This window comes from Flavobacterium anhuiense (assembly GCF_900101855.1).
Taxonomy (GTDB): Bacteria; Bacteroidota; Bacteroidia; order Flavobacteriales; family Flavobacteriaceae; genus Flavobacterium; species Flavobacterium anhuiense.
The window spans coordinates 499948-523547 of record NZ_FMVC01000004.1 but is presented as its reverse complement, the minus strand read 5'-3'; the positions used below and the strand labels follow the sequence as shown (position 1 = coordinate 523547).

Here is a 23600-nt window from a genome sequence, read left to right as displayed (position 1 = left end):
AATTAGATATTAAAAATACAAAGTTTTTCGAAAAAGTGATTACAGATTTTTCTTTATTTTTAACAGAATTGTGATTTACCCAATAGAAAATCTAAATCCAATTCCGTGTAGGTTTTCAATAGAAATTCCTTGTTCGTTTGCTAAGATTTTACGTAAACGCGAAATAAAAACATCCAAACTTCTTCCCATAAAGTAGTCATCAGTTCCCCATAAAGAAGTTAGAATTTGTTCTCTTTTCAAAACAGAATTTTTATGGTCCAAGAAAAGTTTCAATAATTCGGCTTCACGCTGTGTTAAACCCACTTTTTCGTCATCATTAAAAAGAATGAAGTTTTTGGTGTCGAACTGATATTTGCCAACTTCGTAAATAGTTTTTGCAGTTGGAATATTTTTCTGTGAACGCTTTAGGAAAATTTCAATTTTGAGAAGTAATTCTTCAATACTAAAAGGTTTTACCAAATAATCATCCGCGCCTAAACGCAAACCTTTAATGCGATCTTCTTTTAAAGTTTTGGCAGAAAGAAAAATAATCGGAACTTCAAGATCAATTTTTCGAACCGCTTCAGCAAGTTCAAAACCATCCATTTTTGGCATCATAATATCAAAAATGCAAATATCAAATTCTTCTTCCTCAAAAATTTTCAGCGCCGATTTTCCATCAGAACAATGAATTACCTCATAATGGTTTTGCTCCAAATTGTCTTTGGTTAAAAACGCTAAAGTTTCATCATCTTCGGCATATAGTATTTTGAAATTTCTCATTTTTTATAAGGAATTGATAAAGTTATGGTAATACCCTTTTCTTGATTATTTTCGGCTTTTATTTTCCAGTTTTGAAGACTGCAGATTTCTTTTACATAATACAAACCAAGTCCAAATCCGTTCACTTCATTGCTTTTTTCGTTCTGAACGCGGTAAAACTTATCAAAGATAAAAGATATTTTTTTAGGATTAATCCCAATTCCCTTATCAGTAAACTCTAATTTTAAACAGTTATTATTTTCGATAATTTTTATCGTGACTTCTGGTTTATCATTGCAGTATTTCATTGCATTATCCAGCAGATTGTACACTAAATTGGCAAAATGAAAAGTATCTGTTTCGAGTAAATATTCTCTAGAAACCGTTTCAATTGTAATCGAAGCTTCAGGATATTTTAATTTGATGTTTTCTATCGCTTCTTCAATAATAGGAACAATCAAAATATTTTCTTTTTTAAGTTCTAAAGGCGCATAATCTGCTTTTGCGACATTTAGAATCTTTTCGATATGTCCGTTTAGCTTATTTCCTTGATTTATGATAATGTCAGTATACGTATAGAGTTTCTTATCTTCTTTAATTGGTTTTTGTTCAATCAAATATTTGGAAGCGATTAGAATAGAAGCCAGTGGCGTTTTAAATTCGTGCGTCATATTATTGATAAAATCACGCTGCAATTCTGAATATTTTTTATGCTGCAAAAGGGTAAAAATCGAATACACATAGATCAGCAGAATGAGAATTAATGCAGTTGAAAGGATAAACCAAAAACGCATCGAACTAAAAAGATAAGTCGTTTCGTTTGGAAAACGCACGGCAAAATAATAAACCAGATTTTTGTGCTTAGGGAAATAAACGGTCTTTTTACATTCCGCTTTTTTCTTATAAAGCGAAATATAATCACCATAAATCATTTCGTCGCTTTGGCAGTTATACATTGCATATTCAAAATCCGTCGTAATATTCATTTTTTTGAATTCCATTTTCAGATAAAATTCTAAAATATCAGGCTCAAATTCGTTATCGACATTTACAATGTAATAGTCATTTGCAATTTTCTGAACGGGATTCTGAACAGGCAATTCGTGATTGGTTCCTTCGTATAATTTTTTAGCCACTTCCAGTAAGGCAATATGTGCTTTCTGGCTCAGTTTTTTTTGTTCGATTGTAAAAGCCTCTTTTGTCCATAGCAATTGTGCTACCAAAATACTAATGATAGCGACTAATCCTAAGAGAATGATGCTGTTGAGTTTATTAATTTTCAAGAATAAAGAATTTTGAGAGTGTAATATTAATCAATTTTGGCCTAAAAACAGGCGGTTAACAAGTCATTAACAAACGTTTGAAACCAGTTAACAGCGACTTGAATTTGTCTGAATTACCTTTGTAATATCAAAATGAACTATAAACCATTTTAAATATATCAGTTATGAAAATGATCAAAATTTCGATGTTAGCTTTGGCTTTAGGCCTAATGTCTTTTTCAGCAATTGCCCCAGTACAATCTTTAGTTTCAGAAACTGAAATTTCAGCAACTGCAGCTTCTACAATTGTTTGGAAAGCAGAAACAATTGATGTTGGACAAATTCCGCAGGGAACTCCAAAAGCAATTGTTTACGAATTTAAAAATACAGGAAAAACGGCTGTAGTTATTACAAACGTGCAAGGATCTTGCGGATGCACAGCAACAGATTACACAAAAGAGCCAATTCAGGCTGGTAAATCTGGAAAAGTTACTGCCACTTACAATGCTGCAAACAAAGGCGCTTTTACAAAAACAGTAACTGTTACTACTAGTGCAGAAACAACACCAAAAGTACTTACTCTAAAAGGGACAGTTATTTAATTAGAATTTTAATAGGTTGGTTATATGGCGAAAGCTCCAGACATGTAAATTGTTTGGAGCTTTTTATTTTTATTAACCGCTTAAACTTCAAAAAAATAAGGTTTAAGATTTATTGCTGTGTTCTTTGTTTTAATATAATTTTTTCTACTTTTAATCAAAAATTTTGAGTTATGAAAATCTGGTATACGCCTATTATTGCTATTGTTTTTTTTGCTGTTTTTTCGTGTAATTCGAAAGCTGATAAAAAAGAGGAAAACTTAACAAAGACAGTTGAAAAAGTCCCTGAATTAAAACTTACAATTGACAGTGTTCGTATTGCGAAGTTTTATGAAAATTATCCAAAACTGGATAAATTTAAAAATGATGTAACTGCTTTATATCAAAAAAATAAGTCGACTCAATTGTGGCAAGATAATAAAGGAATTGTAGAATTTGCCAATACGTTATTTAACCAATACAAAAATTTGGATCAAGAAGGATTAAAAGCGAATTATCCTTATAATGAGCAATTAAGTTCTGTTTTTGATAATAATGCAAACACCAAAATCACAAAAGAAGATACCGATTTACTGCTTTCTAATTTATATTACTATTATGGTGAAAAAGTAGGCGGTTTTGACGAAAAAACAGTGGTTTCTTTAGAATGGCTTTTACCTCGTAAAAAGCTTAATTACCAAGTGCTTTCAGATTCTATTTTTAAAAAATCAACCATTTTGGATGATAAGAAAAAAAAGATGTTCAGCCAGTATTACAAACTGCGCGATGCTCTGAAAGAGTATAGAGAAATTGAGAAAAATGGAGGTTGGAAAACTATTGAAACAGGTGAAGATTATAAAAGCCTGAAAGTAGGAGATTCGTCTGCTGTTGTGGCGCAAATTAGAGAGAGACTTTTTATTACCAAAGACATTCAAGAGGACAATAAAAGTGCTATTTGTGATACGACTTTGATTAAAGCCATGAAAAACTATGAATTGCGTCATGGTTATACCCCAAAAAACACGATTCTTCTCGAGCATATAAATGATTTGAACATTTCTGTTTCAGATCGTATCAAGACCATTATTGTTAATATGGAGCGCTGCCGCTGGATAGATCCGGAATTAGAGAAAGGGCAGAAGTATATAGAAGTCAATATTCCTGAATTTAGATTGTATATAGTCGAAGATGGTAAAATTGCTTTTGTATCGCCAGTTGTTGTGGGTAGAGCTATGACAAAAACGGTTATTTTCAGCGGAATGATGAGCAATATTGTTTTCAGTCCGTATTGGAATGTGCCGCCAAGTATTATAAAATCGGAAATTAAGCCAGGCATGGCTAAGGATAAAAACTATCTGCAAAAGAAAAATCTAGAATGGAACAATGGTGCAGTGCGTCAGCTTCCAGGAAAAAATAATTCTTTAGGATTGGTGAAATTTTTATTCCCGAATTCAAGCAATATTTACCTGCATGATACGCCATCAAAAAGTTTGTTTGAAAGAGAAAGTCGAGCTTTTAGCCACGGATGTGTGCGTGTAGCAAAACCAAGAGAGTTGGCCATAGAGTTGTTAAAAGTAGACCCTGCATGGACTCCCGAAAGAATTGATAAAGCCATGCATGCTGGAAAAGAAAGTTGGTATACGCTTAAGAAAAAAGTTCCAGTTTATATTGGATATTTTACCGCTTGGGTAGATCGACAAGGTAATTTAAATTTCTATAAAGATATTTATGGAAGAGATGAAAGTATGATTAAACTCTTAACAGAAGAATAAAATTTTAAATTCCAATTTCAAAAATCCAAATTCCAAAACTGAATCTATTCAATAATTGGGTGAAAAAATTAAAGCCACAGATTAAAGGATTGAAATGATTATAAAAAATCTGTGTTAATCTTTTTATCCCGATAGCTATCGGGAGTGGCAAAAATAAATTTGTGGAAATTTGTGTAATTTGTGGCAAAACTTATTTCGATAAGACATCAACACATTTGTAAAAGCGTTTGGTATAATGTTCTGTATCAAGCGCTGTTATAGTTACCTGTTGTGCTTTTCCTGAGGAAGCATGAATAAATTTTGACTGCATTCCGTTGGCCTCACAAATTATTCCGAGGTGACCGACAACATTTCTGTTTTTGTAACCATAAAAAACTAATACATCTCCCACTTTAAATTCTTCTGGTTTTAGAGCTTTGCCTATGTTTTTGTAACCACTGGAACTTCTTGGTAATGTCAATCCGAAATTGTTAAAAACATAGCTGACAAAACCTGAACAATCAAAACCTTTTTTGGGATTGCTGCTGGCGTATACATAAGGAGTTCCTAAATATTGTTTCGCGTAAGCAATAATGGAATCGCGATTTATTTCGGTCTGAATTTTAGTGTTTGGAATTAAATGTTGAGGCTCTTTCTTTTTTATTGTGAAAGAAAGTAAAACAAATGGCAATAAAAAAAATAGTAGGCGCGATCTCATTTCTCTGGTCTTATATCAATTGAAACGCTAAATATAAACTGTTATTTTATTTTAAAAAGAACATGAGCACCCTAAAAAATACAAATAAGTACTATTTAGTTCCCAAATGATGTGTTTATGTGGTGTTTTTTTATTGCTTTTTGACATTTTAGTATCTTTTTAGATAAACTCTTTCCAATATATTTGTTAATCGTATTTAGATTTAACAAATAAATTATGTTTCCCAAAAAAACAGCTATTTTAATTTCGTTTTTGCTGATTTCGGCTTTTTCTAATGCCCAAACTCAAAATACGAATAAAACTTTTTTATACGAAGGCCGAGTTGATCAACTTCAAAATGATCAGGTAATTTTAATCGGAACGGCTTCTTCGGTTTCTTTTAATTTTACAGGAAATGAATGCTCAATCTCACTTCAAAGCGTTGATTCTTATGAACATCATAATTATGTGCAATTAGTTTTGGATGGGAAATATATAGGAAAGGTTAGAATTGAAAAAGGAGCGATTCAGTCATTTCCAATCAAAGTGACTTCAAATCAAAAAGAGCATCGACTAGAAATCTACAAAAATACAGAAGCCCAAAGCGGTAATATTTTGTTTGCTGGAACAACGGCAAAACTGGTTCCAATTTCATTTAAAAAGAAAAAGAAAATCGAATTTATCGGTGATTCTATTACGTGCGGCGCAGCGAGCGATCCGTCAGATATTCCTTGTGATAAAGGAGAATATATGGATCATCACAATGGTTACTACGCTTATGGACCAACACTTTCAAGAGCAATTGGAGCAGATTATTTAATGAGCTGTGTTTCGGGAATCGGAATGTACAGAAATTGGAATGACGAGCATAAAGATGAAGCCATAATGCCAGATGTGTATCCAAATTTATATCTCACAAAAGATGTGTCAAAGCCAAAGTACGACTTTGCTTTTCAGCCAGATATTATAAGTATTGCTTTAGGAACAAATGATTTTTCTGGTGGAGACGGTAAGAAAGAGCGTCTACCATTCAATCCTGAAAAATATGTTTCGAATTACATCAGTTTTATAAAGATGTTGTACCTACATAATCCGAAAGCACAGATTGTCATTACAAACAGTCCAATGGTTGGCGGAGATAGAGCAGTAGTTTTTGAAGATTGCTTGAATAAAGTTAAAAATGCTTTCGCGAATGATAAAGCGCACAAACCGATTCAAATTTTCAAATTTAAACCGATGACTCCAAATGGCTGTAGCGGACATCCTGATGTTGCAGATCATAAGGTTTTGGCAAATGAATATGCACCATTTTTAAAGAAATTGCTAAATGAAAAATAATATAATTAAGTTTGTTTTCTTTCTATTGATTTCCAGTACTATGATGGCAAACGTTTCGCTTCCGAATATTTTTGGTGATAATATGGTCTTACAGCGCAATTCTGAAGTGAAAATTTGGGGTTGGGGTAATCCAAAAGAAGAAATAAAACTGGTTTCTAGCTGGAATAATCAGGAATATAAAACGGTTGCCAACAATCAGGCAAAATGGGAATTAACCATTAAAACTCCAGAAGCTGGCGGACCTTTTACCATTTCGATAAAAGGTTACAATGAAGTTGTTTTTAAAAATATTTTGATTGGAGAAGTTTGGCTTTGCTCTGGACAATCGAATATGGAAATGTCGGTAAGTTGGGGAATTGATGATGGCGAAGAAGAAATGAAAAATGCCACAAATCCTAACATTCGATTTTTTACAGTTCCGAAATTAACGGCAGAAAATCCGCAGAACAATTTACTGGGAAACTGGACGGAATCGACTCCTGAAATAATGAAATATTTTAGTGCGGTTGGCTACTTTTTTGCCAAACGTCTGCGCGAAGATTTGAAAAATGTCCCAGTCGGATTAATTTCTTCCAATTGGGGAGGAACTCCTGCTGAAATCTGGATGTCACAAGAAGTGGTAAACAACGATCCTGTTTTATTGGAAAATGCCAAAAAACTCAACGAACAAGAATACGGACCAAGGCAGCCTGGACGTGCTTACAATGCCATGATTTATCCAATAGTTGGATTTAAAATTGCAGGAACGCTTTGGTATCAGGGAGAATCAAATGTTGGCTCTTTGGTTTATGATAAAACGTTAGGCGCTTTAATTACGTCTTGGAGAAAAGAATGGAAAGACGAATTTCCGTTTTATTATGTTCAGATAGCGCCATTTAAAACAGGTTCGAATAATTTCTCCAATGTAACAGTTCGAAATTCCCAGAGAAAACTGCTGAAAGAGGTTTCGAAAACCGGAATGGTAGTTATCAGCGATGTTTCAGACACTATTGATATTCATCCAAAAAATAAAAAAGCGGTTGGAATTCGTTTGGCCAATTTAGCTTTGGCTGAAACCTATAAAGTAAATTCTAATTTAGTTAATGGGCCGCTCTTTAAATCCATTAAAATAGATAAAAACAAAGTTACCGTTTCTTTTGATTATGCTGAAGGATTATATTTCAAAGATAAAAAATCGAATCAGTTTGAAGTTGCGGGAACAGATGGAGTTTTCTATCCAGCCGAAGCTTCAATTAAAAATAACGAAGTGATATTGACAAGTAAAAAAGTGGTTTCTCCAACAAAAGTAAGGTTTGCATGGGGAAATACGATTCAGTCAGATTTGTTTAATAAAGCGAATTTGCCGGCGTCTTGTTTTGTTTCTGAGTGAGTGTTTAAAGAAGAAAGGATTAAGAAGCAAGACTTTAGATTTTAGATTTTTTGTCAGGCTATGAGAAGTCGAAGCCCCGCAAGAAGCTCCACAAAGTAAAGACACAAAGTTTGTCATCCTGAGGAACGAAGGATCATACTCGGGAGCCGACAAAGATTGACGAAGTTCTATGCGGAGTTTCTAGTGTGATCCTTCTCAGGATGACAAGATAGCCGAAAATACTCTTTTGAAAACGATTTGCGTGAGGGATAGAGGCGGTATCCTTTTGTGAAGAGAAACGGAACAAAAGATATAGCCGAAAGCCCGACCCGCCTTTTTCGGCGGGACACGCCCCAAAAAAACTTAGAATCTTATCATCTCATAACCTCAGAATCTTAAAGAAAAAACTAACTAAACCACATATGAAAAATAAACAAATACTAATTATTGGGGTATTTTCCCTTTTTACGATTGGAAATATGAATGCACAGAAAAAGCCATATCTGGATAAAAATAAAACTGTTGAACAACGTATCGATTTGCTTTTACCGTTAATGACGCTTGAGGAAAAAGTAGGGCAAATGAATCAATACAATGGTTTTTGGGATGTAACGGGACCAGCGCCAAAAGGTGGAACGGCGGAATTAAAATACGAACATTTAAGAAAAGGATTAGTCGGATCGATGCTGACCGTTCGTGGAGTGAAAGAAGTTCGTGCGGTTCAGAAAATTGCGGTTGAAGAAACGCGATTAGGGATTCCGCTAATTATTGGTTTTGATGTAATACATGGTTATAAAACGTTAAGTCCGATTCCGTTGGCAGAAGCAGCGAGTTGGGATTTAGAAGCGATTAAAAAATCGGCGGCTATTGCGGCAGATGAAGCTTCGGCATCTGGAATTAATTGGACTTTTGGGCCAAATGTTGACGTGGCAAATGATGCGCGTTGGGGACGTGTGATGGAAGGTGCGGGAGAAGATCCGTATTTGGGAAGTAAAGTCGCTTATGCGCGTGTAAAAGGTTTTCAGGGCGAAACGACTGCTGATTTGGCAAAAGTAAATACGATTGCAGCTTGTGCAAAACACTTTGCCGCCTATGGTTATGTTGAAGCGGGATTGGAATATAATATTGTAGACATAAGTAATTCGAAATTATACAATTCGGTTTTGCCTCCTTTTAAAGCAACTGCAGATGCCGGAGTTCGTACGTTTATGAATTCGTTTAATACGTTGAATGGTGTTCCGGCAACTGGAAATGCTTTTTTACAGAGAGATATTTTGAAAGGAAAATGGAAGTTTGACGGATTTGTAATTTCAGATTATGCTTCGATTCGCGAAATGATTGCGCACGGTTATGCCAAAGACGAAGCCGATGCAACGGCAAAAGCAGTTATTGCAGGTTCTGATATGGATATGGAATCGTATTTGTATGTGGCCAAATTGGTTGATTTGGTAAAATCTGGAATAGTAAAAGAATCTTTGGTTGATGATGCCGTACGCAGAATTCTTCGCGTAAAATTTGAATTAGGATTATTTGATGATCCGTACAGATATTGTGATGAAAAACGCGAAAAAGAAGTGGTTGGGAGTAAAGCCAACAATGAAGGCGTTTTGGATATGGCAAAAAAATCTATCGTTTTATTAAAGAACGAAAAGAATTTGCTTCCGCTAAAGAAATCTGGACAGAAAATTGCTTTGATTGGCGCTTTGGCAAATGATAAAAACAGTCCGTTGGGAAGCTGGAGAATTGCAGCTTCTGATGATACTGCGGTTTCAGTTTTAGAAGGAATGCAGCAGTATAAAGGCAATCAGCTGACTTTTGAAAAAGGTGTTGATTTGTTAAAACAAAAAGCGACTTTCTTAACTGAAACAGTTTTCAACACAACAGACAAAAGGGGATTTGAAGCGGCGAAAAAAGCAGCAAAAAATGCAGATGTTGTCGTAATGGTTTTAGGTGAATATGGTTTTCAAAGCGGTGAGGGAAGAAGTAGAACTGATTTGAATCTGCCAGGTTTACAACAAGAGTTATTAGAAGAAATTTATAAAGTAAATCCAAATGTAGTTTTGGTTTTAAATAACGGCCGTCCGTTGAGTATTCCGTGGGCGGCAGAAAATGTTCCAGCAATTGTTGAGGCTTGGCATTTGGGAACTCAGGCTGGAAATGCGATTGCTCAGGTTTTATACGGAGATTATAATCCGAGTGGAAAACTGCCAATGTCGTTTCCAAGAAATGTAGGGCAGGTGCCAATTTATTACAACAAATACAGTACAGGAAGACCAATTGATAGTGATAAAAATGTTTTCTGGTCGCACTATATGGATGTCGAGAAAACACCTCAATTTCCGTTTGGTTTTGGTTTGAGCTACACCACTTTCGATTATAAGAACCTGAAATTGAATAAAACTTCTTTTGCAAAAGATGAAAAAGTGCAAGTGAGCGTTGAGGTTACGAACTCTGGAAATTATGATGGAAAAGAAGTGGTGCAATTGTACATTCATGATGAATATGCCAGTATCGTTCGCCCAATTAAAGAACTAAAAGGTTTTGAATTGGTGAATCTGAAAAAAGGTGAAACTAAAACGGTAACTTTTACTTTAACGGACAAACAACTTGGTTTTTACAATAATGAAGGAGCTTATTTAGTAGAACCTGGAACTTTTAAAATCATGGTTGGAGGAAGCTCTGATAAAGGTTTGCAAAGTGGTTTCGAGATAAAAGAGTAAAAGGGTTTTTGCCACGAAGGCGCTAAGACACTAAGTTTTTTTAATCTCGCAAAGACGCGAAGATTTTTGAATAGCCCCTAGCTTTAGCTAGGGGAATAAGAATAAGAAAAGGGCTTTAGCCAAACTTTGTAAGTTTGGCTAAAGCCCTTTTGATTGTGTTTATGTTTTCATCCAGCTAAAGTTGGACACTATTGATTTGTCATGTTGCTCAAGTATTTATATATCAGTATTTTATTACAGAAAAAGTGTTTGGTTTATGCTTTTGTTTTATCTTTGATAGACAGCCAATTAAATATTTTTAATTGGTGATTTAAGGTAAGCTGAAAACTTTCTAGAGTAGGCAAGATTTTAAAATAGTATTATGGAACATTCTTTATTTAAAAAAGTGAAGGCAGCAATTGATTATTGGTACATTCCGTTATTAGTGGGAATACTTTTTGTAATCATCGGATTTTGGTCTTTTGCCACACCTGTAAAGGCATATTTAACATTGGCATTTTTATTTAGTGTGTCATTTCTGGTCAGCGGAATTTTTGAAATTATTTTTGCGCTTTCAAATAGAAAAAAAATAGACAATTGGGGCTGGACACTGGTATCAGGAATTATTGGTTTAGGTGTTGGAATAGTATTAATTGCTAATCCATTAGTTTCAGTAACACTTTTGCCACTTTATGTCGGATTGGCTATTTTGTTTCGTTCTGTAATGGCTATTTTTATGGCTTTTAACTTAAAAAGCTATTCTGTTCCCGACTGGAAAAATCTTTTAGGATTAGGAATTTTGGGACTTTTGTTTTCTTTTCTGTTATTATGGAATCCTGTTTTTGCAGGACTTTCAATAGTATATTGGACTGCTTTTGCTTTCATCGCAAGCGGGATTTTTTATATTTATTTTTCTTTTAAACTGAAAAAACTGCATGATTTAGTTTAAAAAAGAATAAGATTTATTTTCTCCCGTAGATTTAGCAGATCAAGTGGATTTTTTAATCTCCTAAATCTGCCAAATCTGCGGGAGTTTTTTTTATCTTTAAAATCTATTAAAACTCCAACTTTTAAATTAAAACAATGAAATATAATAGATGTGGAAAAAGTGGTTTATTATTGCCTGAGATTTCTTTAGGTTTATGGCATAATTTCGGATCGGTTGATAATTTTGAAAATGCCGAAAGTATTGCTATTGAGGCTTTTGATAAAGGAATTACACACTTCGATTTGGCGAATAATTACGGTCCTGTTCCAGGTTCTGCTGAAGAGAATTTCGGAAAAATATTATGGCATAACTTTCAGGGAAATTTGCGTGATGAAATCGTGATTTCTACAAAAGCGGGTTATACCATGTGGAAAGGGCCATATGGCGACTGGGGTTCTCGTAAATATCTGCTTTCAAGTTTAGACCAAAGTTTGAAACGAATGAGTATTGATTATGTAGATATTTTTTATTCGCACCGCCCAGATCCAGAAACTCCGATTGAAGAAACGATGATGGCGCTAGATCATGCTGTTAGAAGTGGAAAAGCCTTGTATGTTGGAATTAGTAATTATTCGGCAGAACAGACTCGTGTTGCGGTTGATGTTTTAAAACAATTAGGAACGCCTTGTTTGATTCATCAGGCTAAATATTCGATGTTGGAGCGTTGGGTTGAAAATGGTTTGTTGGATGTTCTCGAAGAAAAGGGAGTCGGCTGTATTGCATTTTCGCCTTTAGCACAAGGACTTTTGACTGATAAATATTTAAACGGAATTCCAGAAAATTCAAGAGCGCATAATCCAAACGGGCATTTAAGAGAGGATGAGGTGACGCAGGAAAGAATTCAGAAATTAATTCAGCTGAATGAAATTGCTCAGAACAGAAATCAGTCTTTGGCGCAAATGGCTTTGGCTTGGCTTCAGAAAGATAAACGAATTACATCAGTTTTAATTGGCGCTAGTTCTGTAAAACAATTGTGTAACAATATTGATTGTTTACAGAATACCGAATTTTCGCATGATGAATTGAATGCGATTGAGAGTATTTTATCATAATAATTAAACCTAACAGGTTTTTAAAACCTGTTAGGTTGCCCCTAATCATCATTTATTTTTTTAACTTCAAATTATACTCTTTCACAATTTCTAATGTTGATTTATCTCCATTAAAAACCGAATTTAAACCTTGAGGTTCTTGTGGCGGATCTGTTGTGAACGGTTCTCCCGGATTCCATTTTCCATCTGGATGAATTGCTTTTCCTTCGCCGCCGTAACCCCAGAAATTGGCAGCTCTTAACGGACCGTTATTTTTAACGCTTTCGGCAACTCTTCCGAAAATATAACTGTAGAATTTATCTCTGTAAACAGAAGGAGCTCCAGCATTCAGATTTTCATTTTCTCTCGGAAGACCAAATTCTTCAATAATTATTGGACGGTTTAAGTTGTTGGCTACTTTGATGTGATCGTCAATATATTTTCCAGCGTTTTCAATGGTTTTTGGAAATGTTGTTTCGGCATTATCAGCTTTGAACCAGTTCCAGTTTTTTGGCCAAATGTGCATGGTCAAATAATCAATATTCGGGTTTTGATGCGTTCTTTCGAAAATTTCCATGCTATCATTCGAGCTATTTTTTCCTTCAGAACCTGTAGAAACCAAATGGTTTTTGTCTAAACTATCAATCAAATCCACAATAGAATTTAGCCATTTCGTGAATTTTGCTTCATTTTCTACCGTAAAAAGTCTTGGTTCGTTTCCAACCTGCCACGACATAATCGTGTTGTCTTCATTGTATTTCTTTTTAGAATACGCATTTGTTCTGCCAATAATAAACTTCACATGACTGTTTAAAGCTTCCATACAAGGTTCACAACTGTGAAATTGTTCTGTATACGACATGAACTGCGGCCAAGTATTCGGCGGAATATTAGGAACTGGAACCGGACCTTTGCCATTCCATTCCAAATATTGTGACATTCCGCCCGACCATTCCCAGTTGTTGGTCAAATATAAAACGGCATACATATTTCGTTTGCTCATTTCGCTAATCAGGAAATCCAGTCCGTCCAATAAATCTTCGTCGTATTTTCCCTGTTCGTATTGCAACGCAGGACGAACCGTGAAATCGTATTTCCCACCATCTGCTCCAACCAAAATGCGCAAATTATCGATTCCGTTTTTCTTCATTAAATCCAATTCGCGCAACAGTCTTTTACGGTCTCCTATTTTCTTTGATGCCAACATGCTTCCGTACCAATAATTGGTTCCAATGTAAGCGTAAGGTTTGTCGCCTTTATAGAACTGATTTCCTTTCACAGTAATTTTTTCCTGTGCCTGACAAGCAATTGCAGTAAAAATTAAGATTAATGAAAGTGTTTTAAAAAATCTATTTTTCATAATTTATATTTTAAGGAGCTAATCCCGCTATCCGCTCTATCTTTTATGGTGAACCCCACCATAAAAGGATGCCGCTTCTATCGGGGCTAGGGCTTTACGTTCTATAAGACGTTTTGATTTTTATTTGAAATTTTAATTTTCAATTCGACGAATAAGCTCCAGACATGCACGACTGTTATGATATGGACATTTCCAGAATCCAGCTTTATCTTTTTGCATTACACTATAATCTTCGTACACTCCCCAAAACCATTCTCCGTTTTGTGGGTCTATGATGTGTTTTTTTATGAATTTCCAGTTTTTGTAAACAATATCAAGATATTCTACTTTTCCTGTCAATTGATACGCATTGTAAAAACCGATTAAAGCTTCGGCTTGTGGCCACCAATGCTTTTCTGCTATTAATTCATCTTTTTCAGCATCAAATTCATACCATAAACCGCCATCAGCATCTAAACCTTCTTTGGTTACTTCTGCAATTTGAATGGCATGTTTTTTATAATTGTCAATCAAAGTTTCATTTCCTGAAATTTCAGCGCATTGCTGCAAAAGCCAAGCCGCTTCAATATCATGTCCATACGAAATGACATCTGGCTTCTCTTTCCAGTTTTCATCAAAAAACAAACGTAAATGTCCTGTTTCGGTATTGATAAAATATTTTTCGATAGTTTCTAATAATTCGATAATCGTTGCCAGCAAATTTTCGTCTTTCCAAACTTTGTATAAATTCGCATAAGCCTCAATAATATGAAGATGCGTATTCATGGTTTTCTTTTCGTTGGCATCCTTTGCGCTCAAACGCAAATCTTCCATGGGTTGCCAATCTCTGGTAAAAGCTTCAAAATAGCCTTTGTTTACAGGATCATAGCTGTGTTCCTGAATTTTTAAATACAAATTTGTAGCTATTTCTAAAGCTTTTTCTTCTTTTGTAATGCTGTAAAATTCAGATAATCCGTAAATCGCAAAAGCTAAAGCATAAATCTGGTTTTTGGTGTCTTTTGGAGTTTTATCCTCATTTATACTCCAAAAAAGACCTCCAAATTGTGTGTCATAAAAGTAAGTTGCGAGAAACTCAAATGCTCTTTCTGCCAGTTTTTTGTGGTTTTCGCTTTTAGTGGTTTTGTAACTGGCAGAAAACGTCCAAAGAATTCGGGCGTTTAAAACCGAACCTTTTTCAGCATTGAGAATGAGTTGATCATTAAAATCAATTTGCCCGACAAAACCACCATTTTGGTCATCAATAGTATGTTCTGACCAATAGTTAAGAATAGAATTCAGTTCTGCCGTTAATTCCGATTTTAAAAGCTTGAGTTGTAATGACACGGTATTTTAGATTGCGTTATTTTTTTCGATTTGATTGATGATAGTTTGTACTGAACCAGCAGAAACAAAAGTGTCTGCGGGTGTATTTATAACATAATCTACTAATTTGTCTACAGTTGAAACTGCCACGTGCATTCTTGTATCCGATGAAGCGTAATAAACGTAAACAGTTCCATCTTCATCTTCAATCCATCCGTTAGAAAATAAAACATTCGAAACGTCGCCCACTCTTTCAATTCCTTCAGGTCCCATAAAATGTCCAGCTGGAACGTGTATTACTTTCGAAATATCATTCAAATCAGTCATAAACATATACAAAGTATAACGCAATCCAGCAGCAGTATTACGAACTCCGTGCGCTAAATGCAGCCATCCTTTTGAAGTTTTGATTGGCGCTGGCCCTAAACCGTTTTTCAATTCGTAAATGGTATGATATTGTTTTCCGAAAATAATTTTTTCGTCTTTAACAACTGGATTTTTCATGTCTTCAACATATCCTAAACCGATTCCGCCTCCAGATCCAACATCAATAAAACCATCTTGTGGACGCGTGTATAAAGCGTATTTTCCGTTTACAAATTCCGGATGCAACACTACATTTCGCTGCTGGCCAGTATTTGAAATCAAATCTGGCAATCTTTCCCAGTTTACTAAATCTTTAGATCGAACAATTCCTGCATTAGCAACGGCCGAACTTGTATCGCCTTTTGGAGCATTTGGATCTTTTCTTTCAGTACAAAAAATGCCATATACATAACCATCTTCGTGATTAATCAGACGCATGTCATACACATTTGTATCTGGATCTTCTGTTTGCGGAATTACACAAGGTTTGTCCCAAAATTTGAAATTGTCGATCCCGTTTGGACTTTCGGCAATGGCAAAAAATGATTTTCTGTCTATTCCTTCAACACGAACAGCCAAAAGATATTTTCCATTCCATTTCATTGCTCCAGCGTTGAAAGCAGCATTGATGCCAATTCTTTCTTGTAAAAACGGATTTGTTTTTTCATTAAAATCGAAACGCCAGTTTAACGGAATATGAGCAGCCGTAACAACAGGATTTTTGTAACGGTCATAAATGCCATTTCCAACAATTTCCTGTGGTTCGTTTTTTTGTTCAATAAGTATTTTATGTTCTTTTTCTAATGCCGATTTTCTTTCTTGAAAATGGACTGAAGATGTTATTGTTGTCATAAATTGATTGCTTTGTCTTTGGTTTTTTATTGATTTTGATCTCTCTTTTCGCTTAAATCCTGTTCTATAATCTGTAATTTTTCTTCTGATAAAGGGTAAAATGCTATAAAAGCTACCGAGATTGCGGCCGCAATTGCTGGTAGTATGCTTAACATTAATTGAATTCCGTTTTGAGCTGTCGCAGTCTGCTCGACATTGGCCTGAAAACCAAAGTAGCCTAAAAGCCAGCCCGCTCCAGCGCCGCCAATGGTCCAGCCAAATTTTTGTGACATGGATGAAGCCGAGAATACTAGTCCTGTAGCTCTACGTCCTTGTTTCCATTCTGAATAATCGGCGCTATCGGCGTACATTGACCAGATTAATGGAAAAATACAGCCTGCACAAATACTGATTAAAACTTGGAAACTCATGATTAAGAAAATATCTTTTTTTCCGAATAAATAGAAAATAAGGCTTAAGATTGCAGCTAAAGCCATTGCTCCAAAAAAGGTTTTCTTTTTCCCAATTTTATTCGCAATTGGCGTAGCTATAATAACTCCGATGATGTTTGCAGCTTGTCCTAAAACCAAGTAGATTGAGGTTGGTGTCATATGAAAATCGGTTCCGAAAAATGAAAAATCAAAATTGATAGAACTACTGACATAATATTTGAAATAATAAACCGCAGCTCCGTCGCGAATGGAATTAAACACCAAAGTTCCAATCCCTGCTCCGAGTAAAATCCACCAAGGCTTATTTTTTAGGAGATCTTTTAAATCTTCTTTTAGGTTATTTTGTTCGTCTGCAATAGGTTTTATTCTTTCTTTAGTAAATGCAAAACAAGCCCAAAAAAATATGGTTGTGATTAATCCGAAAACTGCGATTGTTGCCAGCCAGCCACTTTTAGAATTTAGATTTCCACCAAAGTAGTTTACCAAAGGTTCAATCAGCCAAAGTGCCAAAAGACTTCCTCCAAAAGCAAAAACCATTCGATAAGATGAAAGCGTATTTCTTTCTTTTCTATCAGAAGACATTACGCCCAAAAGTGATGCGTACGGAACATTGATTAAAGAATAAATCATCATCATTAAAGAATACGTCACATAGGCATAGATGATTTTTCCTTTTTCGTCAAAATCTGGAGTATAGAAAGTTAAAACTCCAATCACGGCAAAAGGTATGGCAACCCAAAGAAGATAAGGTCTGAATTTTCCCCATTTGCTTTTGGTTCTGTCGGCTAGAATTCCAACAATCGGATCAAAGCAAGAGTCCCAGATTCGAGTGATTAAAAACATGGTTCCCACTACGGCAGGCGCTAATCCGAAAACGTCGGTGTAGAAAAAGAGGAGATACATGCTGAAAATTTTCCAGAACATAGATGAAGCAGCGTCTCCAAGTCCGTAACCGATTTTTTCTTTTAAACTAATTTTGTCGTGCATTGGTTATTTTTTAAGGTTTTAATTTGTTTTGTGGCAGTTATTTTAATTTTTTCGGAATGTCTTTCTCAAATATTGTCTGATCTAGATTATAAAAATCAACAAAATCTTTCTCGCTTACTTGACCAGAAAATGGAGCATAATAATGCATTTTTTGTTCTTTTTCCTGCCAGCCATGGTTTCTCCACATTAAAACATAAGAAATTTTATAGTCTCCGATTGCTTTCAATAAAGTGCCTGTCCACCATTTTGGATCTGGAATGGCTTCATAACCAGCTTCAGCCAATGCCATTGGTTTGCTTTTTTGAAGACATATTTCGTTTAAAATTTTAAATTGCTTTTGAACTTCGCTGATAAACTTCTCACCAGTCGAATCATCATTATTTTGATAAGTGTCAAAACTTAAAATATCAGCATATTCATCTCCAGGATAATTGGCCAAGAAATCGTCTTCACTGCTGAAACTGCTTGTATTATATACATAAATAAGGTTGTGAACCCCTTTTTTCTGGAGATAATCGAAAGTGAATTTCCAAGCGGTTTTAAATTCTTCTGGAGTGCAGTTTCCTTTTCCCCACCAAAACCATCCGCCCGTAAGTTCGTGAAAAGGTCTAAAAAGTATCGGGATGTTTTTTCCGTTTTTATCTTTTAATGACAAAAAGAAAGTTGCCGCTTTATCTAGCCAAGAAGTGAATTTTTTATGATTTTGAGCTCCAGGTAAAATGGTTTTTAAAGAATTAGGAATATTATTCCAAGCATCTTTTCCTGTTGCGGGATTGTCAAAATGCCAGCTGATGGTTGAAATTCCGCCACGTGCATTTGCCTCTATGATATATTGTTTCATTTTATTGAAAGGAACACCGTCAATATTATTAGGTTTATCATTTTCTAAACCTGCAATGTCCCATCCATAAACTGCTGGATAATCGCCTGCAACATCTTTTACATCGCTTCGTCCGTCTTCATATTTCCATTTTACACCATAAGCCAAATCGTCTTGATGCCCAAATAAGAATCCTTTTTGAGATAATGTATTTAAGTTTTTATAAAGTGATTGAGTTTCAGCTGTTGCTTTTTTATCTGAAAGTGACAAAATTGTATTACTGTTGCTTTTTTGCGATTCGCATGAAGTGCTTACAAAAACAGCCGTTAGAAGCATGATAAAATGTTTTTTCATTGTCGATTTATTGATAGTTAATGGCACTAACTGCTAAAGATATGATATTTATGATTTTAAAATCTGTTAGTTTTTTATTCTAAAATTCTTTAGCAATTTGTCTTTAACATTATTAAAACTATAAAAAGTTATTTGATTAAAAATGATTAATGTTTATTACTAATATTCTTTTTAAAGATATGATAATTAATTTTTTCAAAGATAAACGGATGATTAAACTGTGATTAATATTATTTTATCAATTATATATCATATTATTGCAATCAAAAAATAGAATATCACCTTTCTGAAAAATACTTTTTAATATGAGTACTACGAAAAATTTTTATAGAGAAATAGCGCCGCTTGCTGCTAGTGACAGCTTTTTGGTTTTTGATCGCGTAAAAGATAGTTTTGATTTCCCGGTGCATTATCATCCAGAATTTGAGATCAATTTTATTCTAAATGGAAAAGGAGTAAAGAGGGTTGTAGGAGATAATATTGAAGAAATTGATAATGTAGAGTTGGTTCTCATTGGTCCGAATTTATACCATGGATGGGAATTGAATAAATGCACCAATAAAAAAATACACGAGATAACGATACAATTTCATAATGATTTATTTCATGAATCTTTGCTTGCAAGACGTATTATGAATCCGATCAGGGATATGTTTAACCGATCTATTCACGGCATTTTGTTTTCGAAAAAAACAGCCGAAGAATTAACGCCAAGGCTTGTGAAGCTTTCTAAATTGGATGGTATGGATTATTTCTTAGAGATTACTTCTTTGTTATATGATCTGGCTAATTCCAGAAATCAGCGTTTACTTTCTACATATACTGTAGACTATGATACGTTTGATGATTATGATAAAATGAAATTGGTTTACGAATACGTGCAGAAAAATTTCGCTGAGAAAATTACTTTAGAAGATGCAGCAAATGTAGCCAGTATGTCTATCATTTCTTTTAATAGATTTATTAAAAAACGTACAGGAAAAACTTTCGTCAATTATATAAATGATATCCGAATTGGTTACGCAGCACGTTGGCTGGTAGAAAAAGACATGAGTGTTTCTGAGGTTGCTTTTAAATCTGGCTTTAATAACATTGCAAACTTCAATCGCAGTTTTAAAGCGACAAAAAATTGTACGCCAAGTCAATATCGTGAAGAATTTTCGGGGCTGAAACGTATTTTATAGTGATACTTTTTTATCACAAATAAATATTATTTTTAACGAAAACGTTTGATTTTTGATATTTCATTAGTTTTTATTCATTGTTTAGGTTCTTTTTGAGGATTGTCATTGCGAATAATTTAATTTTTAGGCGGTTTTATTTTTGTATATGTTTTTTTAATCGCCTATAGTAAAAATATTATCATTAAATGATATAATATTATCGATTTGATAATTCTCGCTGTTATAGATTTGTTGAAATAATTTAAAAGTAAAAATTACCCTGGCATTTGCTTTTAAGATTATGCAATAAACAAATTTAACTAACCAAACATTATTATGAAAAAACTAATGACTCACTTTCTTCATTGGAATGCTAACCACAGAGCGGTTCCTTTGATTGTATTCTTGCTGCTGACTAGTAATTTTATTACTGCTCAGGTTAAAATAACAGGAGTAGTGTCTGATGATAAAGGAATGACAATTCCTGGAGCCAACATTTCTGTTGTTGGATCTAAAAATACCGCATCTTCAGACTTTGACGGTAAATATAGTATTGATGCCCCTTCAAATGGGACTTTGGTAGTGTCATTTATCGGTTTTGATTCCCAAAAAATTGCCATTGCGGGCAAAACTAAAATCAATATTTCTTTAAAACCGTCTTCAGAAGACTTAAAAGAAGTTGTTGTAATTGGATATGGAACTCAGAAAAAGAAAGATGTAAATGGAGCTATTTCTTCTGTTCGCTCCAAAGATATTGAAAACTTAAAACAAGTTTCTATTGATCAGATGCTTCAAGGTAAGGCTGCGGGAGTTTCGGTAACAAATAACTCTGGCCAGCCGGGTGGTGCAGCTTCTGTAAGAGTTCGCGGAACGACTTCTATCACAGGAACAAATGAGCCTTTGTACGTCATTGATGGTGTGCCAATTTCTGGAGATGCAACTGGTAAATCTACGAGCGGGCAGACCTTGGCAGGTAAGGACGGGTTTTCTGCCTCTGGAGGAAGTGGTAATACAGCTATGAGTCCGTTGTCTATGATCAATCCAAATGATATTGAATCTATGGATATTTTGAAAGATGCTTCGGCAACTGCAATTTATGGGTCTCGCGGTGCAAATGGTGTTATTATTATTACAACTAAATCGGGTAAGAAAGGCGGCGGAAAAGTATCGTATGAGAACTATACTTCTTTTGCAACAATAAGCAATAAATTGGATGTTTTGACATTGTCAGAATACGCAACTTTAAAAACCAATTTGGCTAAATTATGGGGTTTTCAGACTCGTCAGGAGTTTTCTCATCCTGAATTGCTAGGAGCTGGCACAAATTGGCAGGATGAAGTATATAGAACGGCTATTTCTAACAGTCATCAGCTTTCATTTTCTGGTGCGAAAGATGGAACAAGCTATTATTTGTCTGGAAGTTACTTGGATAATGAAGGAACGATTATCAATTCGGGGTTAAAGAGATATACGGTTAGATTGAATTTGGATTCAAAAATTAAATCTTGGTTAAGAATTGGTGGAAATCTAACAGGAGGTATTACAAATGAAAGAATTACGGTAAACCAAAGTTATTCAGGATTAATTTCGAATACATTATTGCAATCTCCTGATATTCCGGTTAGAAATGTTGATGGCTCATTTGCAGGTCCGCCATCTTCTGAACAAAGCGTTACCTATTATAATCCAGTTGCTGAGGCGTTAACTAGGGAAAATAAATTGGTTAGAAAAAATTTCTTAGGAAATGTTTATGCTGAGGCAGATATCATCAAAGGATTGAAATATCGCATTGAAATTGCCGCAAATACGGAGTTTTCTGAGAATGATGACTTCAGACCATCGTATGCATGGGGAAGCCAGGTAAATTTATTGGCAGATTTGGACGTAAGAAGACAAAACTGGTATTCTACAAATATTAAAAATTTACTGACTTACGACAGAACTTTTGGCAAGCACAAAATAACGCTTTTGGCAGGTCAGGAAGCAAATGATTCTCATTGGGAAGGTTTGATTGCATCTGCGCAAGGTTTTAAAACAAATTCAATTCACACCATTAATTTAGCAGATGTTGATAATAATACGATAACACAATATAAAGGAAGTGCTTCACTTTCGTCTTTGTTTGCTCGTGTTATTTATGACTTTAATGATAAATATAGTATTACGGCTTCTATCAGACAGGACGTTTCTTCGAAATTTGATCCGACTACAGATAACCAAAAAGGGGTTTTTAACGCTATTTCTGGTTCATGGAAATTGTCTAACGAGTCTTTTATGGAAGGAACTCGTAAATATATAGACAATATTAAATTTAGAGTGGGTTATGGAGAAACAGGAAATCAGCAGATTCCAAATAACAGTTACTCTGCAATGTTAGGAACGCAGAATTCAGGTTTAGGAAGCGGATTCTTGCCATCAAATTATCCGAATCCAGATTTAGTTTGGGAATCTTTGAATCAGACCAACTTAGGTATTGATTTTACATTGCTGAATAATAAACTTTCTGCAAGTTTTGATGTTTATGACAAAAAATCTAAAGGTTTTTTATTTCAAGTGCCGTTACCTTTATATCTGACAGGTGGTGGAGGTCAGTACGGAGGAGTTTCTGCTCCATACTCGAATTTGGGAACTATGAGTAATAAAGGTTATGATATTACGGTTGGATACGATTTAAGATCTTCAGGAAACTTTAATTGGGATGCATCTTTGGTGGTTTCTCATTACAAAAATAATCTAGACGAAATTGCTAACGGAATTGTGTTAACTCAAGAGGTTAATACCAACGGATATCAGCCAGTAGTAGTTACCAATACTACAATTGGAAATCCGATTGGATTGTTCTACGGGTATAAAACAGACGGAATTTTCAAGGATCAAACAGTTTTGGATAATGCACCGCTTCAATTTGGTCAGGCGGTAGGAACGGGAGCAGGAGAAACAGCTTTGGGAGATGTTAAATATGTGGATGTAAATGGAGACGGAAAAATTGATGCAAATGATAAAACATTCATTGGGAATCCGCATCCAAAATTCACTTACGGATTTACAAACAATTTCAAATATAAAAACGTAGATTTTTCTATTTTTCTTCAAGGTTCGTACGGAAATGATGTTATGAATTTGACAAGAAGAGCTGGTACAACAAATGCTTCCTTATATGATAACCAATTAGTGGAGGCAATGGATTATTATTCTCCAACAAATACAGCAAGTAATAACCCAAGGCCAATTGCAGATTCTTCAAATAATAACCTTCTTATTTCAGATCGTTATGTTGAAGATGGATCGTACTTAAGAATTCAGAATATAACACTAGGGTATTCTTTGCCGCAAGATGTAATTTCAAAATATAAAATTTCAAGATTAAGATTGTACGGGTCTGCACAGAACTTGTATACGTTTACAAATTATTCAGGTTATGATCCGGAGATTGGTTCATTTAATCAGAATGTGCTTTTATCAGGAATTGACAACGGAAGATATCCCGTAGCGAGAACATTTTTAGTTGGACTTAACCTAGAATTTTAAAATT

Annotated in this window: 17 protein-coding genes; 9 read left to right on the top strand and 8 right to left on the bottom strand. The window is 34.7% G+C overall.

Going from position 1 to position 23600, the window contains the following annotated elements:
- Positions 1-75: 75 nt before the first annotated feature.
- Complete coding sequence (locus tag BLP44_RS13355) at positions 76-762, bottom strand: response regulator transcription factor (RefSeq protein WP_091133585.1); 687 nt, start codon at positions 760-762, stop codon at positions 76-78.
- The gene (locus tag BLP44_RS13350) at positions 759-2024 is read right to left on the bottom strand and encodes a sensor histidine kinase (RefSeq protein ID WP_091133582.1); all 1266 of its coding nucleotides are present in this window, start codon (positions 2022-2024) and stop codon (positions 759-761) included. Before BLP44_RS13350 ends, BLP44_RS13355 begins: the two co-directional genes overlap by 4 nt.
- Positions 2025-2188: 164 nt before the next feature.
- On the opposite strand from BLP44_RS13350, the gene BLP44_RS13345 reads away from it, so the two are divergent.
- A complete protein-coding gene (locus BLP44_RS13345; RefSeq protein WP_035691979.1) occupies positions 2189-2605 on the top strand; it encodes a DUF1573 domain-containing protein in 417 nt (138 codons plus the stop codon).
- 170 nt (positions 2606-2775) lie between these two features.
- A complete protein-coding gene (locus tag BLP44_RS13340) occupies positions 2776-4353 on the top strand; it encodes a L,D-transpeptidase family protein (protein WP_091133580.1) in 1578 nt (525 codons plus the stop codon).
- A 190-nt stretch (positions 4354-4543) separates the two neighbouring features.
- Here the strand turns inward: BLP44_RS13340 and BLP44_RS13335 are convergent, their stop codons facing one another.
- Positions 4544-5050, bottom strand: coding sequence for a C40 family peptidase (locus BLP44_RS13335; RefSeq protein ID WP_091133578.1), 507 nt, complete (start codon positions 5048-5050; stop codon positions 4544-4546).
- A gap of 216 nt (positions 5051-5266) precedes the next feature.
- Between BLP44_RS13335 and BLP44_RS13330 the strand changes: the two genes are divergently transcribed.
- The 5 genes from BLP44_RS13330 (at position 5267) to mgrA (ending at position 12454) form a co-directional block, all read left to right on the top strand.
- Positions 5267-6367, top strand: coding sequence for an SGNH/GDSL hydrolase family protein (locus tag BLP44_RS13330; RefSeq protein WP_091133575.1), 1101 nt, complete (start codon positions 5267-5269; stop codon positions 6365-6367).
- On the top strand, positions 6357-7736 hold the full coding sequence (locus tag BLP44_RS13325; protein WP_091133573.1) for a sialate O-acetylesterase: 1380 nt from the start codon (positions 6357-6359) through the stop codon (positions 7734-7736). The genes BLP44_RS13330 and BLP44_RS13325 overlap by 11 nt, the downstream gene beginning before the upstream one ends.
- Before the next feature lie 401 nt (positions 7737-8137).
- Positions 8138-10435 carry a beta-glucosidase BglX gene (gene bglX, locus BLP44_RS13320; RefSeq protein ID WP_091133571.1) on the top strand — a complete coding sequence of 766 codons (2298 nt, stop codon included), beginning with the start codon at positions 8138-8140 and terminating at the stop codon, positions 10433-10435.
- A 361-nt stretch (positions 10436-10796) separates the two neighbouring features.
- Complete coding sequence (locus BLP44_RS13315) at positions 10797-11363, top strand: HdeD family acid-resistance protein (RefSeq protein WP_091133568.1); 567 nt, start codon at positions 10797-10799, stop codon at positions 11361-11363.
- Between the two features lie 134 nt (positions 11364-11497).
- Positions 11498-12454, top strand: a complete 957-nt coding sequence (mgrA, locus tag BLP44_RS13310; protein ID WP_066033809.1) for an L-glyceraldehyde 3-phosphate reductase — start codon at positions 11498-11500, stop codon at positions 12452-12454.
- Positions 12455-12506: 52 nt separating this feature from the next.
- On the opposite strand, the gene BLP44_RS13305 is transcribed toward mgrA, so the two are convergent.
- From BLP44_RS13305 to BLP44_RS13285, 5 genes are all read right to left on the bottom strand, one after another.
- Positions 12507-13793, bottom strand: coding sequence for a glycoside hydrolase 5 family protein (locus tag BLP44_RS13305; RefSeq protein WP_091133566.1), 1287 nt, complete (start codon positions 13791-13793; stop codon positions 12507-12509).
- 132 nt (positions 13794-13925) lie between these two features.
- Entirely contained in the window at positions 13926-15116 is a 1191-nt protein-coding gene (locus BLP44_RS13300; protein ID WP_091133564.1) for an AGE family epimerase/isomerase, read from the bottom strand.
- Between the two features lie 6 nt (positions 15117-15122).
- Positions 15123-16313: a glycoside hydrolase family 130 protein gene (locus BLP44_RS13295; RefSeq protein WP_091133562.1), complete on the bottom strand. Its 1191-nt coding sequence runs from the start codon at positions 16311-16313 to the stop codon at positions 15123-15125.
- A gap of 26 nt (positions 16314-16339) precedes the next feature.
- On the bottom strand, positions 16340-17731 hold the full coding sequence (locus tag BLP44_RS13290) for an MFS transporter (RefSeq protein WP_091133560.1): 1392 nt from the start codon (positions 17729-17731) through the stop codon (positions 16340-16342).
- A gap of 37 nt (positions 17732-17768) precedes the next feature.
- Positions 17769-18905 carry a glycoside hydrolase family 26 protein gene (locus tag BLP44_RS13285; protein ID WP_244511768.1) on the bottom strand — a complete coding sequence of 379 codons (1137 nt, stop codon included), beginning with the start codon at positions 18903-18905 and terminating at the stop codon, positions 17769-17771.
- 305 nt (positions 18906-19210) lie between these two features.
- Here BLP44_RS13285 and BLP44_RS13280 point away from each other — a divergent pair, with 305 nt between their 5' ends.
- Both BLP44_RS13280 and BLP44_RS13275 read left to right on the top strand, forming a co-directional pair.
- Positions 19211-20089 (top strand): AraC family transcriptional regulator, encoded by an 879-nt coding sequence (locus BLP44_RS13280; RefSeq protein ID WP_008468130.1) that lies wholly within the window; start codon positions 19211-19213, stop codon positions 20087-20089.
- Between the two features lie 315 nt (positions 20090-20404).
- Complete coding sequence (locus tag BLP44_RS13275; RefSeq protein ID WP_091133558.1) at positions 20405-23596, top strand: SusC/RagA family TonB-linked outer membrane protein; 3192 nt, start codon at positions 20405-20407, stop codon at positions 23594-23596.
- Positions 23597-23600: the final 4 nt, after the last annotated feature.

What these genes read in the sequence shown, in the direction of transcription:
- BLP44_RS13355 (WP_091133585.1), bottom strand. Translation starts at nt 762, where the DNA reads ATGAGAAATTTCAAAATACTATATGCCGAAGATGATGAAACTTTAGCG.
- BLP44_RS13345 (WP_035691979.1), top strand. Translation starts at nt 2,189, where the DNA reads ATGAAAATGATCAAAATTTCGATGTTAGCTTTGGCTTTAGGCCTAATG.
- BLP44_RS13340 (WP_091133580.1), top strand. Translation starts at nt 2,776, where the DNA reads ATGAAAATCTGGTATACGCCTATTATTGCTATTGTTTTTTTTGCTGTT.
- BLP44_RS13335 (WP_091133578.1), bottom strand. Translation starts at nt 5,050, where the DNA reads ATGAGATCGCGCCTACTATTTTTTTTATTGCCATTTGTTTTACTTTCT.
- BLP44_RS13330 (WP_091133575.1), top strand. Translation starts at nt 5,267, where the DNA reads ATGTTTCCCAAAAAAACAGCTATTTTAATTTCGTTTTTGCTGATTTCG.
- BLP44_RS13325 (WP_091133573.1), top strand. Translation starts at nt 6,357, where the DNA reads ATGAAAAATAATATAATTAAGTTTGTTTTCTTTCTATTGATTTCCAGT.
- bglX (WP_091133571.1), top strand. Translation starts at nt 8,138, where the DNA reads ATGAAAAATAAACAAATACTAATTATTGGGGTATTTTCCCTTTTTACG.
- BLP44_RS13315 (WP_091133568.1), top strand. Translation starts at nt 10,797, where the DNA reads ATGGAACATTCTTTATTTAAAAAAGTGAAGGCAGCAATTGATTATTGG.
- mgrA (WP_066033809.1), top strand. Translation starts at nt 11,498, where the DNA reads ATGAAATATAATAGATGTGGAAAAAGTGGTTTATTATTGCCTGAGATT.
- BLP44_RS13305 (WP_091133566.1), bottom strand. Translation starts at nt 13,793, where the DNA reads ATGAAAAATAGATTTTTTAAAACACTTTCATTAATCTTAATTTTTACT.
- BLP44_RS13295 (WP_091133562.1), bottom strand. Translation starts at nt 16,313, where the DNA reads ATGACAACAATAACATCTTCAGTCCATTTTCAAGAAAGAAAATCGGCA.
- BLP44_RS13290 (WP_091133560.1), bottom strand. Translation starts at nt 17,731, where the DNA reads ATGCACGACAAAATTAGTTTAAAAGAAAAAATCGGTTACGGACTTGGA.
- BLP44_RS13285 (WP_244511768.1), bottom strand. Translation starts at nt 18,905, where the DNA reads ATGAAAAAACATTTTATCATGCTTCTAACGGCTGTTTTTGTAAGCACT.
- BLP44_RS13280 (WP_008468130.1), top strand. Translation starts at nt 19,211, where the DNA reads ATGAGTACTACGAAAAATTTTTATAGAGAAATAGCGCCGCTTGCTGCT.
- BLP44_RS13275 (WP_091133558.1), top strand. Translation starts at nt 20,405, where the DNA reads ATGAAAAAACTAATGACTCACTTTCTTCATTGGAATGCTAACCACAGA.